16 protein-coding genes are annotated in these 15604 nt (G+C 60.3%); 10 read left to right on the top strand and 6 right to left on the bottom strand.

Annotation, left to right across the window (positions count from 1 at the left end; all coding sequences use genetic code 11):
* Positions 1-29 precede the first annotated feature (29 nt).
* Positions 30-197, top strand: a complete 168-nt coding sequence (rpmG, locus tag QEZ49_RS10765; protein ID WP_068460210.1) for a 50S ribosomal protein L33 — start codon at positions 30-32, stop codon at positions 195-197.
* A gap of 635 nt (positions 198-832) precedes the next feature.
* Here the strand turns inward: rpmG and QEZ49_RS10760 are convergent.
* Both QEZ49_RS10760 and QEZ49_RS10755 read right to left on the bottom strand, forming a co-directional pair.
* On the bottom strand, positions 833-2206 hold the full coding sequence (locus tag QEZ49_RS10760; protein WP_280386767.1) for a PleD family two-component system response regulator: 1374 nt from the start codon (positions 2204-2206) through the stop codon (positions 833-835).
* 58 nt (positions 2207-2264) lie between these two features.
* Positions 2265-2690 carry a response regulator gene (locus tag QEZ49_RS10755; RefSeq protein WP_280387288.1) on the bottom strand — a complete coding sequence of 142 codons (426 nt, stop codon included), beginning with the start codon at positions 2688-2690 and terminating at the stop codon, positions 2265-2267.
* Between the two features lie 177 nt (positions 2691-2867).
* On the opposite strand from QEZ49_RS10755, the gene QEZ49_RS10750 reads away from it, so the two are divergent.
* Positions 2868-3161, top strand: coding sequence for a DUF3572 domain-containing protein (locus QEZ49_RS10750; RefSeq protein ID WP_280386765.1), 294 nt, complete (start codon positions 2868-2870; stop codon positions 3159-3161).
* Here the strand turns inward: QEZ49_RS10750 and QEZ49_RS10745 are convergent.
* Positions 3151-4041 carry a cell envelope integrity EipB family protein gene (locus QEZ49_RS10745; protein ID WP_280386763.1) on the bottom strand — a complete coding sequence of 297 codons (891 nt, stop codon included), beginning with the start codon at positions 4039-4041 and terminating at the stop codon, positions 3151-3153. The two genes, QEZ49_RS10750 and QEZ49_RS10745, sit on opposite strands and share 11 nt — an antisense overlap.
* A 170-nt stretch (positions 4042-4211) precedes the next feature.
* Here QEZ49_RS10745 and QEZ49_RS10740 point away from each other — a divergent pair, with 170 nt between their 5' ends.
* From QEZ49_RS10740 to QEZ49_RS10725, 4 genes are all read left to right on the top strand, one after another.
* Positions 4212-4679: a RidA family protein gene (locus QEZ49_RS10740; RefSeq protein WP_068460200.1), complete on the top strand. Its 468-nt coding sequence runs from the start codon at positions 4212-4214 to the stop codon at positions 4677-4679.
* Between the two features lie 85 nt (positions 4680-4764).
* A complete protein-coding gene (locus QEZ49_RS10735; protein WP_280386759.1) occupies positions 4765-5520 on the top strand; it encodes a glycerophosphodiester phosphodiesterase family protein in 756 nt (251 codons plus the stop codon).
* 55 nt (positions 5521-5575) lie between these two features.
* Positions 5576-6883 (top strand): GNAT family N-acetyltransferase, encoded by a 1308-nt coding sequence (locus tag QEZ49_RS10730; RefSeq protein ID WP_280386758.1) that lies wholly within the window; start codon positions 5576-5578, stop codon positions 6881-6883.
* Positions 6884-6987: 104 nt separating this feature from the next.
* Entirely contained in the window at positions 6988-7410 is a 423-nt protein-coding gene (locus tag QEZ49_RS10725; protein WP_280386756.1) for an HIT family protein, read from the top strand.
* An 89-nt stretch (positions 7411-7499) separates the two neighbouring features.
* On the opposite strand, the gene QEZ49_RS10720 is transcribed toward QEZ49_RS10725, so the two are convergent.
* Together QEZ49_RS10720 and QEZ49_RS10715 are read right to left on the bottom strand one after the other, a co-directional pair.
* On the bottom strand, positions 7500-7763 hold the full coding sequence (locus tag QEZ49_RS10720) for a hypothetical protein (RefSeq protein ID WP_280386755.1): 264 nt from the start codon (positions 7761-7763) through the stop codon (positions 7500-7502).
* A 223-nt stretch (positions 7764-7986) separates the two neighbouring features.
* Positions 7987-9717 carry an MFS transporter gene (locus tag QEZ49_RS10715; RefSeq protein ID WP_280386753.1) on the bottom strand — a complete coding sequence of 577 codons (1731 nt, stop codon included), beginning with the start codon at positions 9715-9717 and terminating at the stop codon, positions 7987-7989.
* A 329-nt stretch (positions 9718-10046) separates the two neighbouring features.
* On the opposite strand from QEZ49_RS10715, the gene QEZ49_RS10710 reads away from it, so the two are divergent.
* The 4 genes from QEZ49_RS10710 to QEZ49_RS10695 are packed head-to-tail and all read left to right on the top strand — an operon-like array spanning position 10047 to position 13028.
* A complete protein-coding gene (locus QEZ49_RS10710; protein ID WP_280386752.1) occupies positions 10047-10628 on the top strand; it encodes a TetR/AcrR family transcriptional regulator in 582 nt (193 codons plus the stop codon).
* 30 nt (positions 10629-10658) lie between these two features.
* A complete protein-coding gene (locus QEZ49_RS10705) occupies positions 10659-11726 on the top strand; it encodes a quinoprotein relay system zinc metallohydrolase 2 (RefSeq protein WP_280386751.1) in 1068 nt (355 codons plus the stop codon).
* A gap of 55 nt (positions 11727-11781) precedes the next feature.
* On the top strand, positions 11782-12624 hold the full coding sequence (locus QEZ49_RS10700; RefSeq protein ID WP_280386748.1) for a quinoprotein dehydrogenase-associated SoxYZ-like carrier: 843 nt from the start codon (positions 11782-11784) through the stop codon (positions 12622-12624).
* A 50-nt stretch (positions 12625-12674) separates the two neighbouring features.
* Positions 12675-13028: a carboxymuconolactone decarboxylase family protein gene (locus QEZ49_RS10695; RefSeq protein WP_173954481.1), complete on the top strand. Its 354-nt coding sequence runs from the start codon at positions 12675-12677 to the stop codon at positions 13026-13028.
* 118 nt (positions 13029-13146) lie between these two features.
* Here QEZ49_RS10695 and clpA read toward each other — a convergent pair whose 3' ends face one another.
* Complete coding sequence (clpA, locus tag QEZ49_RS10690) at positions 13147-15600, bottom strand: ATP-dependent Clp protease ATP-binding subunit ClpA (protein WP_280386746.1); 2454 nt, start codon at positions 15598-15600, stop codon at positions 13147-13149.
* Positions 15601-15604: the final 4 nt, after the last annotated feature.

The raw sequence follows: 15604 nt of genomic DNA, 5'->3' as shown, positions 1-15604 counted from the left end.
GTCAGATTTCGCCCGAAGGTTTCCTTACTATGGCTAAGCCCATCACGCAGAAGATCAAACTGCTCTCGACCGCCGGCACGGGCTTCTTTTACGTCACGAAGAAGAACCCCCGCACCAGCACCGAAAAGCTGGTGTTCAAGAAGTATGACCCGGTCGTGAAGAAGCACGTCGAGTTCAAGGAAACCAAGATCAAGTAAGCCACGCGCGCGCAGCCCAATGCGTGCAGCGGATGCACCACCGTCAGCATAGGGCGTGGCGGTGGATGCTGTTCTATTGTCTAATTTATGGAAATGGCGACGACTTGGACCCGGGGTTGATCAGGGCCCGAGCATGATTGCTCGCGAAAATTACCTTGATCAGGGCCCGCAACCAAACCCGGCAGCGGGGTAGTGAAGTCCGAGAAAGCCACGGACCCTGATCTAGTAACCAGATGGATCGTCAAAGAGGGCGTTGACTCACCGCCTGGCGCCGTGGCCGGTCCTATGCAGCTTCAACGAGGAGGCCACTCTAGCTGCTGCGACCGAGACCACGATTTTCCGCTCTATCAGGAAATGCGGCGGACCTGATAGCGCGGAAACCCGGTAAACAAATGGTGGAATGCGGCCGCCTTGACGAGCCTGCCCCACACACCGAATTTTAACGAGCCCCTCGATAATTCCTAATCTGACAGAGGACTCTAGTTAACGCAAGTTATGCTTTGACTGTGCTGTATTAACCACGATGAGTCGACCGCGTCGCCACGCTCGACCCGACCCCAGTCAATTCGATATTTTAGATGGGACGGCGCAGCTAACAGCATCGCCGTTCTTTTTGTTTATTCAGATGATTAGCATTAGGCGGCGTTTGCTTCGACCCGATTGCGGCCCGCACGCTTGGCGACAAACAACGCCTGATCGGCCCGGCGAAACACCGTCTCCGGTGTGTCATCGCCGCACTCCAGGGTTGCAAGCCCAACGCTTGCGGTCAGGTTGATGCTGACGCCGCCGGGGCTCACCTGGAAGACATCGGACGCAATGGAAGCCCGCAGTCGCTCGCCCACCTGGAACGCGCGGCTCATATCCGTATCGGGCATGATCACCAGAAACTCTTCGCCGCCATAACGGCACGCCAGATCGATGCCGCGCGTGTTGCGGCGGAATCGAACTGAGAACTCGCGCAGCACCGCATCGCCAATGTCATGGCCGTAGGTGTCATTCACGTGCTTGAAGTGGTCGATATCGGCCAGCAGCACCGAAAGCGCACGACCGGTTCGGCGGGCTTCCTCGACCAGCGTGGTGAGGTGCGTTTCCATGTAGCGGCGGTTATGCAGCCCCGTGAGCGCATCGATCACGGAAGCCTCAATGCTCTCCTCCAGGCGATCGCGCAGATGATCGGAGTAACGCTTGCGCCGCACCTGCGTTTTCACGCGTGCCAGCAGCTCGTTCTCGTCCACCGGCCGCATGATGTAGTCGTTGACGCCCATATCAAGCGCGCGCAGCAAACGGGCTTCGTAGCCGGGCTCAACAACCAGAATGATCGGTAGATGCCGCGTACGGGAAGCTGAGCGGATCTGCGAACACAGGCGCAATGCATCTGCCTGCGCGAGCGAAAGCGAAACGATCGCCAAATCGTATTCGCCATCCGAAAGCTCATCCAGAGCTGCTGTCGGCGCGGAGACAACAGTCGGCAGGTGGATCGTAGCCACCCAGTTTGCGATACGGGTGGCGTTGCGCTGATCGTCATCGACAATCAAAACGCGGCTCTTTTCATTCGACAGCGCCTTGAGCAGCGCCGCATCCTCATTAATGCCGAGCTGGCGTCCAGTGAGCGCGCGCAACAGCATTTCGTCGGTCAGCGTCTTCAGACGCGCAAGATTCTTCACGCGCGTGATCAGCGCGATGTCATCAACCGGCTTGGTCAGAAAATCGTCCGCGCCGCTCTGCAATCCACGCACGCGGTCGGATACCTGATCCAGCGCCGTCACCAGGATAATCGGAATGTGATGCGTCTTAGGATTGGATTTGAGCCGGCGGCAGACTTCAAAGCCATCCATGCCCGGCATCATTACGTCGAGCAGCACAACGTCCACACGCTCGCGCTCGCAGACGTCCAGTGCTTCGGGGCCGCTACTTGCCGTGAGGACATCGAAATATTCAGCGGAAAGCCGGGCTTCGAGCAGCTTCACATTGGCTGAAATATCGTCGACTACGAGTACGCGTGCAGTCATCTTCGATTACCACTACTCAACTTGGGCACTCAACTTCGGCGCACAATTTACAACAGCGTCAGGAGCGCGGTCCGCCGACGAAGCGCTGCACAGTCTCAAGGAAATGTCCGACCGATATCGGCTTGGAAATGTAGGCCTCGCATCCGCCCGAGCGGATTCGTTCCTCATCGCCCTTCATGGCAAAGGCTGTAATCGCCACAACCGGAATGTCTCGAAGCACGTCGTCTTCCTTGATCCACTTCGTGACCTCCAGCCCCGAAATTTCCGGAAGCTGAATGTCCATCAGGATGAGCGCGGGATGGTGACGACGGGCGAGATCGAGCGCTTCGAGACCGTTTCGCGTTTGAATGGTCTCATAGCCATGCGCAGCCAGAATATCGTGGAAGAGCTTCATATTTAGCTCGTTGTCTTCCACAATGAGAACCGTTCTCCCTGCCGCCCTAAGGCACTGGCGCGTGCGGCCCGGTGTTGGTCTCCTGTATATTCATGGCGTTGCAGCTCGTACTCCTTGGCCCACTTGTGCACCGATTCTCACCATCACAATGATCGTGAGTTTGCGTGCGAAGGCGTAACCAACAGTTAATGAATAGCCGAGCGGAACACGTTCGCGCCGACACGTCATATATTCTGCGATCTTTAGGTGAATTCGAGGTTGAGACCGATGCACACTGAGCGGGCTAATTCCATCGGCGAGTCAGCGTTGCTGTTTCTGGCCAGCGATCCGCAACGCATTTCGGGTTTCTTAACCCTGACAGGCGTCGGCCCGGCGGAGCTGCGCGAGAACGCGCACGCACCCGAAATGCTGGCAGCAGTGCTGGATTATCTGCTTCAGGACGAAAGCCTGCTGCTGGTTTTCTGCGCGTCAGAAACCATTCCGCCGGGCGAAATTGCGCCGGCGCGGCGAGCGTTAGCCAAGATGGCCGGCGAAACCGGCGATCCGGAAATCAGCGTTTAGACGATCCGCCCACGCTGGGGCTGCCGCACTTGGCGCTGTCGAGAAAGGTCAGCTCTTTCAGTTCGCCACGGATCGCGAAGTCTCCGTAGTCGATATAAAGACCGCTCGACACGCCATTTTCGAAGAAGCGAAACGAAAGCTCGTAGGTCGGCAGGATGTCCTGCCGGCTCATTCCCGGCTCAAAATATCCGATCGCAATCGGCCAGGACGGGATGGCATTCAGCTCACCGCCGTTTTTCAGGCTTACCGGCACAGGCTGGCTGCCCGCGGCAAGTTTTGCTCCGATCACCGCACTGGTCTCGTAAAACTTCTCGCCCTTATCTGAGCCATCGAACAGATTGGCGGTGAACTGCGTCTGGCCCTTACGGGCCGCCTCCACCAGTGCCAGCGAATGCTGGATCGGGAAATAGACGCTGGCCGGCAGCTTCACTGTCTTTTTCTTGGGCTTGGTCAGCTTCACTTCCGTGAATGTTCCGTCGCCCCCGGCGCTGGCCGTTCCCTGCGCAGCTTCCGACTGCTTTTCGTTTTCATACTGGCTCGACGAAAACCGCAGCACGTGGTTGGGAACGTTTTCGAAGCTGTTGGTGCGCAAATCGTTGACCTGCGAGACGCCGTCCTGATTGGTCATGCGGGTGACGAACCGCATCGACTGGGCATATTCCCCACAGTCCGACCCCGCCATCTCGTACACCATGCGGCCAACCATATCGGCGACACCGGAGCCCGGCGTCGCGTGGTCGAACGTGATGTCGTAGACGGCCCGATGGGGGCGGAATTGCACCGCGCTGCCGGCAACCTGCGCTTGCAGATCACCCAAAGGTGCAGCCATCGCCGCCACGCCCAATGCGCCGGCGACCAGTACCTTGGCTAGGTGGAACATTCTTCCTCGCGGTCGTTTCTTGCCCGACACCCTAACCCGGAGAGGTTAAGCGCCGGAATACCCCTGTGCCCGCTACGCAGGCCCTTGCCAAGCCCCCTGCCACGGGCCCAAAAAGACGCCCGCGAGCGAAAGCGGCCGCTAGCAGGCCGCCCGAACCTGAGGATACCGGAATGGACGACAAGATCGAGGCACGGCTGGCAACGTTGGGCATTGTACTTCCCGAGGCGGCCAGTCCAGTCGCCAATTATGTGCCAACCCTGCTGTCCGGAAATCTTCTCTACGTGTCCGGCCAGGTTTCCAAGGCGGCGGATGGCAGTATCATTCGTGGATGTCTCGGCAACAACATGGCAGTGGCACAGGGGCAGGAAGCCGCACGCCACTGCGCGTTGAATATTCTGGCCCAGGCTCGCGCGGCCCTGGGGCGCCTGGATCGCATCCAGCAGATCGTGCGCCTGACCGGCTTCGTCAATTCAGCGCCCGACTTTACCGATCATCCGCAGGTCATCAACGGCGCATCGGACGTGATGGTCGAAATTCTGGGCGATGCCGGCCGCCACACGCGTGCCGCCGTTGGCGTCTCCAGTCTGCCACTGGGTTGCGCGGTTGAGATCGATGCTATCATCCAGTTTGCCCCCTGATCGGGCTAACATGGCACTGCGGGCAGCCTTCGGCAGGGTGCCCGCAGTTTTTTCTCCTGTCAGAGCCCTCGGGTGAGGCCACCCCATGCGCGATCGCACAGCCTTTCTGAAGCCGATTGCGCATCGCGGCCTGCACGATGCAGCGCGCGGAATAATCGAGAACACAGCTCCGGCATTCGAAGCGGCGATCGCGCGCGGCTATGGCATCGAGTGCGATCTGCGCCCTGCCCGCGATGGCACGCCGATGGTGTTCCACGACCTGACTTTGGAACGCTTGATTGATGGTGACGGCGCGGTTGCGACACGCAGCGCCGACGAACTGAAAACGCTGCGCTATCGCAACTGTGCGGGCGCAAGCGGCGTGATCGCCCTCGCCGACCTGCTGGAGCTGGTAGCTGGCCGCGTGCCGCTGCTGATCGAGATCAAGAGCGAATGGGATGCACCGGACGCCACCTTCCTGCGCGCCATCACCGAACAGGTAGGCGCCTATCGCGGTGCCGCCGCGCTGATGTCGTTTGACCCGGCCGTGATGACCGCCGTGCGCGCGCTGGCGCCTGACATTCCGCGCGGCATCGTTGCCGGTCAATTCGTTGGCGAATGCTGGTGGCGTGACAAGTTGGGTGCCGCCCGCGCTCACGACCTGACGCACCTGCTTGAATCGGGGCCAGCCGCCCCCGACTTCTATGCCTACGACGTCAACGCCCTGCCGACCAACGTGACCCGCTATGTGCGCGAGGTTGCAAACATCCCGCTTTCCACGTGGACTGTGCGTACCGAGGAGCAGCGCGCAACGGCGGCGCAATGGGCCGACGCCCCGATATTCGAGGGCTATGAACCCTGAATAGGTGCTCAGGGCGTGGGCCGCAGCATCAACGCGACGAAAGCAGGCATCGTCGATGGACAATGAACGGCACGACAACCGGATTGAGCAGGAAAACCCGTCAGAAGGCGCGGAGGCTCCTCCTAAGTCTTCCGTCGTCGCCAATATCGTTGCGCGCATTGCTGACGTGGACGCCGAAGCCTGGGACGCCTGCGCCAATCCGGATGCGACAACGTTCAATCCGTTTGTGTCGCATCGTTTTCTGAAGGCGCTGGAGGAATCCGATTGCGTCGGACCGCAGCGCACCGGCTGGCTGCCACAGCATATTCTGATCGCCGATGACAACGGCCGTGATGATGGCGGTGCGGACAGCGACAACGATGGCGATAGCGGGAGTGATGGCGGCGGCAACATCGTCGCCTGTGCGCCGTGTTATGTGAAGCTGCATAGCGCTGGCGAATATGTGTTCGATCATTCCTGGGCCGCTGCCTATGAGCAGGCGGGCGGCAGTTATTATCCCAAGCTGCAAATTGCTGTGCCGTTCACGCCGGTGCCCGGCCCGCGATTACTGGTGCGCCCCGGCCCCGATGCGGATCGGCATCGCCAGACGCTCGCGGCGGCAGCGGCGGAACTTGCCCGGCGCATGGAAGCGTCATCCGTGCACGTTACGTTTCTGCCGGAAGACGAATGGCGCACGCTGGGCGAACTGGGGCTGCTGCAGCGGACCGGTCAGCAATTCCACTGGCGCAACGACGGCTATCGCACCTTCGACGATTTTCTCGCCTCGCTCGCGTCGCGCAAGCGCAAGGCCTTGCGCAAAGAGCGTAGCGAAGCGCTGGCGAACGGCATCACCGTTGAGCATCTGACCGGCTCGGACATCACGGAAGAACATTGGGACGCGTTTTTCCGGTTTTACATCGATACCGGCAACCGCAAGTGGGGCACGCCCTATCTCAACCGCCGCTTCTTCTCGCTGCTCGGCAAAGCCATGGCCGAGCATTGTCTGCTGGTGATGGCGAAGCGCGACGGCGAATACATCGCGGGCGCGCTCAACCTCATCGGCGGCGACTGCCTCTATGGTCGCTATTGGGGCGCGATCGAGCATCACCCGTTTTTGCATTTCGAGCTCTGCTATTATCAGGCGATCGACTATGCGATCGCGCATGGTCTCAAACGCGTTGAAGCGGGCGCGCAGGGCGAACACAAGCTGGCGCGCGGCTACATGCCCGTCACCACCTATTCGGCGCATCTCATTGCCGATCCGGGATTACGGCGCGCCATTGCACGTTATCTGAAATCAGAGCGCGAAGCGGTGGCGGAGGATTCCGCGTTGCTGGCTGAGCTCGGCCCCTATCGCAAAGACAACGCGCCCCCGGATGAGTGAACCCATCGCGGCTAACCCGTTGCGCCAATGCTCCTTGACGGCAACGCCAGCGATCCGATTTAACAGCCCCGCGCAGTTGCGCGACTTTCCGTTTTGGAGGCCCCATGTCCTACGACGACAGCAACGTGTTCGCGAAGATCCTGCGCGGCGAAATCCCATCCCATCGCGTATATGAAGATGACGACGCGATTGTATTCATGGACGTGATGCCCCAGGCGCCGGGCCACACGCTGGTGGTGCCGAAAGCTGCATCGCGCAATCTGCTTGATGCCGCCCCCGCAGTGCTCGGAAAAATCGCGCCACTGCTGCAGCGGATCGGCAAAGCGGTGACGAAAGCGTTCGACGCTGATGGTGTAACCGTCATGCAGTTCAACGAGCCGGCCGGCGGGCAGACTGTGTTCCACCTGCATTTCCACATCATCCCGCGTCATGAGGGCATACCGTTGCAGGCCCACGGCCGCGACATGGAAAAGCCTGAAATACTGGCAGCACACGCCGAGAAGGTGCGCGCCGCGCTCGCCGGTTAGCGGCAAACCCAGCAAACTTAAAAAGCCCGGCGCGAACAGCGGCCGGGCTTTTTATTGTCTCAAGTTCGCAGCGTGCCAGTGATCCGCACTCAACCGCCGCTGCACGCCTGATAGCGATCCCACCAGACCTGATTGCCGGTGCGCAGTGCGACGCCGCGCAGACACTGACAATCGCCGTAAGTGCAGGGATTGTTGCTGCTGTAATAGCGAATTGGCCCGCGGAAGCCGGGAATGCCGTTCGGGTTATAAAAGCGCTTCACCACGTACGGACGCGAGCGATACGCCCGTGGCGCGCTGCTGCCGCGATCGCCATGCCAATAGCCGTCCGCCATCGCAGCGGGGGCGAAGGACATTGCCATCGCCGATGCGGTCACAAGTGCAACCGCCGCGCAGACAAAACACTGAAACCAACGGCTTGTCATAACTGTCTCCTGCCAGCAGTCGGATCAACGCACGCCGACAGTCACACCGGCGCGCCAGTGCCCCATTATCTAACCGTTTGGTTAAAAAGATCCGATCCCGGACTTCATTTCTCCACATCCACCTGACGCGCCACGGGCAAACGAACAAGTGCTGTCACCCCGTGGCATCAGTCCGGCTGCCTGACACATCGTCCAGATCGCGGTCCTTCGTTTCCGGCAGGAACAGCAGACCGATCACGAATGTGACCAGCGCCACGATGACCGGATACCAGAGCCCGGCATAGATGTTGCCGGACCATGCCACGATTGCCGTCGCCAGCAATGGCAGCATGCCGCCAAACCAGCCGTTGCCGATGTGATAGGGCAGCGACATCGAGGTGTAGCGGATCTGCGTCGGGAACAGTTCGACCAGGAACGCCGCTATCGGGCCATACACCATCGCCACGTAGATCAGGAACAACGACAGGATCGCCAGCACTGTGCCCCACGCGATCTTGTCCGGATCGGCCGGGATGGGCGTGAACACCGTGCGGCCTTCAACCTGCTCCGCCTTAAGGTTCGGATAACCTGCCGCGACCAGCGCCGCGTTGTAGGTGTCGGCGGTGTAGGGCGTCACTTCGGTACCGTTGATGTTCAGCACAACCGGCGCGCCTGCTCCGCCATCGTGCGTCTCAAATGAAACGCCGAGCTTGCTGATGTGATCCTTCGCGCGATCGCATTCGGTGAACTGCGACCACGGCCCGACGAAGATATGGAAGTTACATTGCGCAGGATCGACGCTGAGCGTGATGGTCGTCCGCTGCTGGAAAGCAGCCAGATCAGGATTGGCCGACTGCGCCAGCAATCCGAACAGCGGGAAGTAGGTCAGCGCCGCAATCAGACAGCCGGCAAGGATGATCTTGACGCGGCCGATCCGGTCGCTCAGCCAGCCGAAGAAAATGAAGAACGGAGTGCCGATGATCAGCGAGCCAGCGATCAGCATATAGGCATAGAGCGGATCAACCTTGGTGGTGATGGTGAGGAAGAACAGCGCATAGAACTGCCCCGTGTACCACACCACACCCTGCCCCGCCGTGGCGCCAAGCAGGGCCAGCAGCGCAAACTTATTATTCGGATAGCGGAAGAAGCTGTCGCGGATCGGCGATTTGGAGCCTTTCCCTTCCGCCTTCATGCGCGCGAACACAGGGCTCTCATTCAGCTTCAGGCGGATGTAAACCGAGAATCCCAGCAGTGCGATTGAAACAAGGAACGCAACGCGCCAGCCCCATTCGGCAAAAGTCTCGGCGTCGAAGAAATAGAACCGGCACAGACCGATGACGACGAGCGCCAGAAAGAATCCCAGCGTTGCAGTTGTCTGTATCCACGACGTGGCAAAGCCGCGCCGATGTGGCCGCGCATGCTCGGCCACATAGGTGGCCGCGCCGCCGTATTCGCCACCGAGCGCCAGGCCTTGCAGCAGGCGCAGGATGACAAGCAGCACCGGCGCCGCCCAACCGATGCCGGGGATCTCGTATCCGAGGATTGTGCTGTCGGAGAATGTCGGCAGCAGGCCGACCGCAAAGGTGGAGATGCCCATCACGAGGATGGTGATGAGGAACGTGTGCTTGCGCCCGACGATGTCGCCCAGATGGCCGAAGACGATGGCCCCGAACGGACGCACGAGGAATCCGGCGGCATAGGTGGCGAAGGCCGACAGCAGCGCGGCGGTATCGTTGCCCGGCGGAAAGAACAGCGCGGCAAAGAACGGTGCCAGCGTGGCGTAGAGATAAAAATCGTACCACTCGAACACCGTGCCGAGCGACGAAGCGAAAATAACGCGCCGCTCCTCGCCGCTGATGCCGCTATCCGGCTCCGCCGTTGCCTTCTGCGCGTCGGCCATAGCCATGGAACTTCCCCCGAACCCGTTTCTTTGCGCGCGACTTTACGCAGGTGCGGCGGTGGAGGAAATCATCACTTTCGGTGAGAAGGCTCAACCACTTGCATTCCACACGTTTGATGCAAGCCGACAACGCTTTCAGCTTGCCCGGCGCCTTGGGTGACGCTCGCGGAGCGCAATTGATTATAGGAACCATCTCGCGACCTCACACTGGCGCCGCAGCTATGCTGCAACGCAACACAAAGACACCACGCGCCATACACTAGCGCCCAGGATGTTTTGCACACGGACGGTGCAATCCACTTGACGCCCTACCTACTGGTAGGTAGCGTCAAGCCATGAGCAATGCCATCGACACCCGCACCGCCCTGCTTGCCGAAGCTGAAACGCTGGTGCGCACGCTTGGATATGCCGCCTTCAGCTATGGCGATCTTTCGGAGCGGGTCGGCATTCGCAAGGCCAGCATCCACCATCACTTTTCCACCAAGGAAGTGCTGGGCAACGCGCTGATCGAAAATTATCTCGAACGCTTCCGCGCTCAGCTTGCCGAGCTTTCGGCCTCCGGTGGCGCTGCCACGAAACAGCTCCGCGCCTATGGCGATTTCTTTTCGGGCAGTCTCGCCGAAGGGCAGATGCCGCTGTGTGGTGCGCTCGCCGCTGATGCCGCCTATCTGCCCCCTTCCATGCAAAAGCGCGTGAAGGCGTTTTTCGAGCTGCATGTCGACTGGCTGGAAACGGTGCTGCGCAACGGCGCGGCCAACGGTGAAATCACATTATTTGCGCCGCCAAAGCGATCCGCTCTGCTTTTGCTCAGCACACTGCAGGGCGCCAGCGTTGTTGCATGGGCGCTGAAAGACCCGAGTGTCATTAAGCCAGTATTCCGCCAGCTTCTGGACAGCATCTCACGCAATGACGCCTGATAAATCCGATCCGTTTGGGAGGAAGGCACCATGGTGCCACCTGCAAGAACAAGAAACGAAAAAGCAGCATTCGGCACCGGGCCGGAGCAGGAAACATTTTCGCTGTGGCCGCGGCATCGGCTGCCCGGTCTGACACGCCGTGAGTTGCTGATAGCCGGCATGGCGATTTCCTCCGTGCCGCTATGGGGGCACTTTGCGGCGCTGGCAGCTGAAAGCCTCACCGCCGCAGCCCCGGCGGCGAAAGCTATGTCGTTCAGCGAAATCGCGCCGGGCGTTTATGTCCACACCGGCCGCCACGAGTTGCAGTCGGCCGATAACCGTGGCGACATGTCGAACGCCGGTTTCATCGTGGGCGATGATGCGGTTGCGGTTATCGATACGCTCGGCAGTGCGCAGGTCGGCGCAGACATGCGGGCAGCCATCAAGGCCATCACCGACAAACCGATCCGTTATGTGATCAATACGCACATGCATCCCGATCACGTGTTCGGCAACATTGCTTTCCGCGATGACAAGCCTGAGTTTGTGGCGCACCACAAGATGGCGCGCGGCCTCTCAGCGCGCGCGGAAACCTATCTCAACAACACCAAAGCAGCACTTGGTGAAGCGGCTTTCGAGGGCACTGAGATCGTGCTGCCGACGCTTCCGGTGCAAGACAAACTCACGCTGGATCTTGGCGGCCGCGAACTTGTGCTGGAAGCGCAACCCGCAGCCCACACGGACAACGACCTGATCGTTACGGACGCCAAAACCGGAACGATGTTTCTCGGCGATCTTCTGTTTTCGGAACACATCCCGACGCTTGACGGCTCGCTGCGCGGCTGGCTGACTGTGATCGACAAGCTTGAAAGCAGCCCGCCTGCGCGGGTTGTGCCCGGACATGGGCCAGCCAGCATGGAAATTCCCGCCGCGCTGGCGGACGAGAAACGCTATTGGCAGACGGTGGCGGGCGATGTCCGCAAACTCATTGCCGAAGGAAAAACCCTTTCCGACGCCACCAAGACAGCCGGACAATCAGAACGCGGCAAGTGGGAAATGTTCGATCAGTACCACGTGCGTAACGTAACCGCCGCGTTCGCCGAACTGGAATGGGAATAAGCAAGAAATCAGGGCGCCAGAAATCAGGCCTCGCAAATCAGGGACGGAGACGCACATGCTGAGCAAGATCGCATCATGTTTTACTGTTCGCCGCATCGCGGGCGTCGCCACCGCCCTGATGCTTGCCATGCCGGTTGCAGCCATCGCCAACGATGACGACGATCCGTGGCCGGATTTGCAGAAGAGCGTTTTCGGTGATCGCCAGATTGTCGAAGGCGATGGCGTAGTGACGATTGAAGCACCCGAGCGCGCCGAAGATCCCGCCGTTGTTCCGATCACAATCAGCGTTCCCGCCACCGTGCAGGGACCGTTGCGCTCAATGTCACTGATCATCGACAAGAACCCGGCCCCGATCGCTGCGAAGTTCGATTTCGGCCCGGCTGCTGGCAGCGGCGGTGAGCGCCGCATGACAACGCGCGTCCGCGTCGACACCTACACCTTCATTCGTGCGATTGTCGAAACAGAAGATGGCAAGCTGCACATGGCCAAAGCGTTCGTGAAGGCATCGGGCGGCTGCTCCGCCCCGGCGCCGAAGGATGCTGACGGCGCCAACGCCGACATCGGCAAGATGATGGTCAGAAGCTACGAACCGGAACAGGCGCATGCAGCGCTGCGTGACGGCGTGGTGATGATCAAGCATCCGAACAACAGCGGCCTGCAGATCGATCAGGTTTCGCGCGGCTATGTGCCGGCATGGTTCATCCGCGACATTGAAGTGAAGCGCGGCGACGAACTCATCTTCAACGCCGATCTAGGCATCTCGATTTCCACAAATCCCAACCTGCGCTTCACCTATTCAAACGATCCGGACGGCAACAACGCTGTGCAGGTGACCGCGATCGATTCAGCCCGGACAACCTTCACCGGTGCATCCGCCAACCGCGCCCTGGCGAACTGATAGCCAGCGACACTCGCAACCAACAACAAAAGCACTCCAAGGAGAAAATCATGGCACTGGTCGACTGGGCTAAGTATCGCAACGCATTGATGGGTCGCGTTGGCGAACTCAGCAAGCTTTCACCCGACTCCGTTGGCGGCTACATGATGGCCAGCGGCGCTGGCGCCAAAACCGCGCAACTTGACGAGAAAACCCGGCAGTTGATTTCGCTCGCGGTCGCGGTGACGACGCGCTGCGACGGCTGCATATCAGTACACGCACAAAAGGCGGTCGAGAACGGCGCCACCAAGGAACAGGTTGCGGAAGCCCTGGGCGTTGCCATCGCCATGAACGCAGGCGCCGCACTGGTCTATTCGGCCCGCGCGCTCGATGCCGTCGACGCTTCCATGGCCGAAGCCAAATAACGGTGCGCAGCAACCGCGCACCATGCGCGCAGAACTGAGCATCTCGAATAGCTCAACAAAAAAGCGCCGGAGAGAACTCCGGCGCTTTTTTTATCTTCAATGTGCGGGCGAACGAGAATTATTCGTCCTTGCCGCGACGGGGCACGTTAGGCACTGCGCCGGAACCCTTGCCACCGCGCTCCTTAGGCGACGGCAAGGCCTTGCGTGATGGCACAGCATCGACGAGTTCTGACTGCAACTCGCCCTCGTCCTCGTCTTCTTCCTCGGAGCGCTTGGCCTTGGCCCGCTTGCCCGGCTCGCTCGCCAGGAACTCAAACGCCAGCTTGCGCTCGGCGCCTTCGCCCTCGACGACGACCTTCACCGTACCGCCATGCTCCAGCTTGCCGAACAGAAGCTCATCGGCCAGCGGCCGCTTGATCTTCTCCTGGATGAGACGGGCCAGCGGACGGGCGCCGAACTTCTCGTCGTAACCGTTTTCGGCCAACCACTGAGTGGCTTCTTCCGACAGTTCGATCATGACGCCGCGATCTGCAAGCTGCGCTTCGAGCTGGAAGACGAACTTGTCGACCACCTTCGAAATCACCTCCGGTGGCAGACCGGCAAACGGCACGACGGCGTCAAGACGATTACGGAACTCCGGCGTGAACATGCGATTGATTGCATCGCTGTCCTCACCTTCGCGCCGCACGCGGTTGAAGCCCATCGGCGGTTTGGCCAGATCGGAAGCGCCCGCGTTGGTCGTCATGATGAGAATGACGTTGCGGAAATCGACCGACTTGCCGTTGTGGTCCGTCAGTTTGCCGTGGTCCATGACCTGCAACAGAATGTTGTACAGGTCCGGATGCGCCTTCTCGATTTCGTCGAGCAGCAGCACGCAGTGCGGATGCTGATCGACGCCATCCGTCAGCAGGCCGCCCTGATCGAAGCCGACGTATCCCGGAGGCGCACCGATGAGACGCGAGACCGTGTGCTTCTCCATGTATTCCGACATGTCGAAGCGCAGCAGCTCGATGCCCATCAGATCGGCAAGCTGCTTGGCAACTTCCGTCTTGCCGACGCCGGTGGGGCCGGAGAACAGATAGCAGCCAATCGGCTTTTCCGGTTCACGCAGGCCAGCGCGCGAAAGTTTGATCGCTGACGAAAGCGCATCGATCGCAGCATTCTGCCCGAAGACGACCCGCTTCAGATCCTTCTCAAGATTGATGAGAACTTCTGCATCGGACTTGGTAACGGTCTTCGGCGGAATGCGCGCCATCGTGGCGATGGTGGCCTCGATCTCCTTTACGGTGATCTTCTTCTTGCGCTTGTTTTCCGGCAGCAGCATCTGCGAAGCGCCCGTCTCGTCGATCACATCGATCGCCTTGTCGGGCAGCTTGCGGTCGTGGATGTAGCGCGCTGAAAGCTCCACCGCCGTGCGGATGGCATCGTTGGTGTACTTCAGCTTGTGGAAGTCCTCGAAGTAGGGCTTCAAACCCTTCACGATCGCGACGGCATCCTCGATCGAGGGCTCCTTCACGTCGATCTTCTGGAACCGCCGCACGAGCGCGCGATCCTTTTCGAAGTGCTGGCGATATTCCTTGTACGTCGTCGAGCCGATGCAGCGCACGCTGCCCGACTGCAACGCCGGTTTCAGAAGGTTCGATGCATCCATCGCGCCGCCCGAAGTTGCGCCAGCACCGATAACGGTGTGGATCTCGTCGATAAAAAGGATCGAGCCCGGATAGTTCTCGATCTCCTTCATCACCGCCTTCAGGCGCTCTTCGAAGTCGCCGCGATAACGGGTGCCAGCCAGCAACGCGCCCATGTCGAGCGCGAAGATGGTTGCGTCCTGCAGCACTTCCGGCACTTCGCCTTTGATGATCTTGCGCGCAAGACCCTCAGCGATCGCCGTCTTGCCAACGCCCGGATCACCCACCAGCAGCGGGTTGTTCTTCTGGCGGCGGCATAGCACCTGAATCGTACGCAGCACTTCCTGCTCGCGGCCGATCAGCGGATCGATCTTGCCGTCGCGCGCCTTGCGGTTGAGGTTGACGCAATAGGTATTGAGCGCGTCCTGACCGGGTTTGCGCTCCTCGCCCTCCACGGTCTGGTCCTCGTCCACACCGCGCACGCTGCGCGGCTCGGACATTCCCTGCCGCTTGGCGATGCCATGCGAAATGTACTGAACCGCATCGAAGCGGGTCATGTCCTGCTCCTGCAGGAAGTACGCGGCATGGCTTTCACGCTCGGCGAAGATCGCGACCAGCACATTGGCGCCAGTCACTTCCTCACGGCCGGATGATTGCACATGCACAACCGCGCGATGAATGACGCGCTGGAAGCCGGTTGTCGGCTGCGCCTCGGTTGCATCGCGTGAAACCAACGCCGCTAGGTCGTTGTCCAGATAATTGACAAGCCGTGAACGCAGCGTGTCGAGATCGACCGTACACGCTCGCATGACTGCCGCGGCATCGCGATCATCTAGGAGAGCCAGCAGCAAATGTTCGAGCGTAGCGTACTCGTGGCTGCGCTCGTTCGCAGCTTCCAAGGCGCGGTGTAGGGCACTTTCCAGGCTCTTTGAGAACGACGGCAAGGCA

The sequence above is a fragment of the Hyphomicrobium sp. D-2 genome (assembly GCF_029872155.1).
Taxonomy (GTDB): Bacteria; Pseudomonadota; Alphaproteobacteria; order Rhizobiales; family Hyphomicrobiaceae; genus Hyphomicrobium_A.
The sequence above is the reverse complement of the archived record's forward strand: the minus strand, read 5'-3'. Positions and strand labels throughout refer to the sequence as shown.

What these genes read in the sequence shown, in the direction of transcription:
- rpmG (WP_068460210.1), top strand. Translation starts at nt 30, where the DNA reads ATGGCTAAGCCCATCACGCAGAAGATCAAACTGCTCTCGACCGCCGGC.
- QEZ49_RS10760 (WP_280386767.1), bottom strand. Translation starts at nt 2,206, where the DNA reads ATGACTGCACGCGTACTCGTAGTCGACGATATTTCAGCCAATGTGAAG.
- QEZ49_RS10750 (WP_280386765.1), top strand. Translation starts at nt 2,868, where the DNA reads ATGCACACTGAGCGGGCTAATTCCATCGGCGAGTCAGCGTTGCTGTTT.
- QEZ49_RS10745 (WP_280386763.1), bottom strand. Translation starts at nt 4,041, where the DNA reads ATGTTCCACCTAGCCAAGGTACTGGTCGCCGGCGCATTGGGCGTGGCG.
- QEZ49_RS10740 (WP_068460200.1), top strand. Translation starts at nt 4,212, where the DNA reads ATGGACGACAAGATCGAGGCACGGCTGGCAACGTTGGGCATTGTACTT.
- QEZ49_RS10735 (WP_280386759.1), top strand. Translation starts at nt 4,765, where the DNA reads ATGCGCGATCGCACAGCCTTTCTGAAGCCGATTGCGCATCGCGGCCTG.
- QEZ49_RS10730 (WP_280386758.1), top strand. Translation starts at nt 5,576, where the DNA reads ATGGACAATGAACGGCACGACAACCGGATTGAGCAGGAAAACCCGTCA.
- QEZ49_RS10725 (WP_280386756.1), top strand. Translation starts at nt 6,988, where the DNA reads ATGTCCTACGACGACAGCAACGTGTTCGCGAAGATCCTGCGCGGCGAA.
- QEZ49_RS10720 (WP_280386755.1), bottom strand. Translation starts at nt 7,763, where the DNA reads ATGTCCTTCGCCCCCGCTGCGATGGCGGACGGCTATTGGCATGGCGAT.
- QEZ49_RS10715 (WP_280386753.1), bottom strand. Translation starts at nt 9,717, where the DNA reads ATGGCTATGGCCGACGCGCAGAAGGCAACGGCGGAGCCGGATAGCGGC.
- QEZ49_RS10710 (WP_280386752.1), top strand. Translation starts at nt 10,047, where the DNA reads ATGAGCAATGCCATCGACACCCGCACCGCCCTGCTTGCCGAAGCTGAA.
- QEZ49_RS10705 (WP_280386751.1), top strand. Translation starts at nt 10,659, where the DNA reads ATGGTGCCACCTGCAAGAACAAGAAACGAAAAAGCAGCATTCGGCACC.
- QEZ49_RS10700 (WP_280386748.1), top strand. Translation starts at nt 11,782, where the DNA reads ATGCTGAGCAAGATCGCATCATGTTTTACTGTTCGCCGCATCGCGGGC.
- QEZ49_RS10695 (WP_173954481.1), top strand. Translation starts at nt 12,675, where the DNA reads ATGGCACTGGTCGACTGGGCTAAGTATCGCAACGCATTGATGGGTCGC.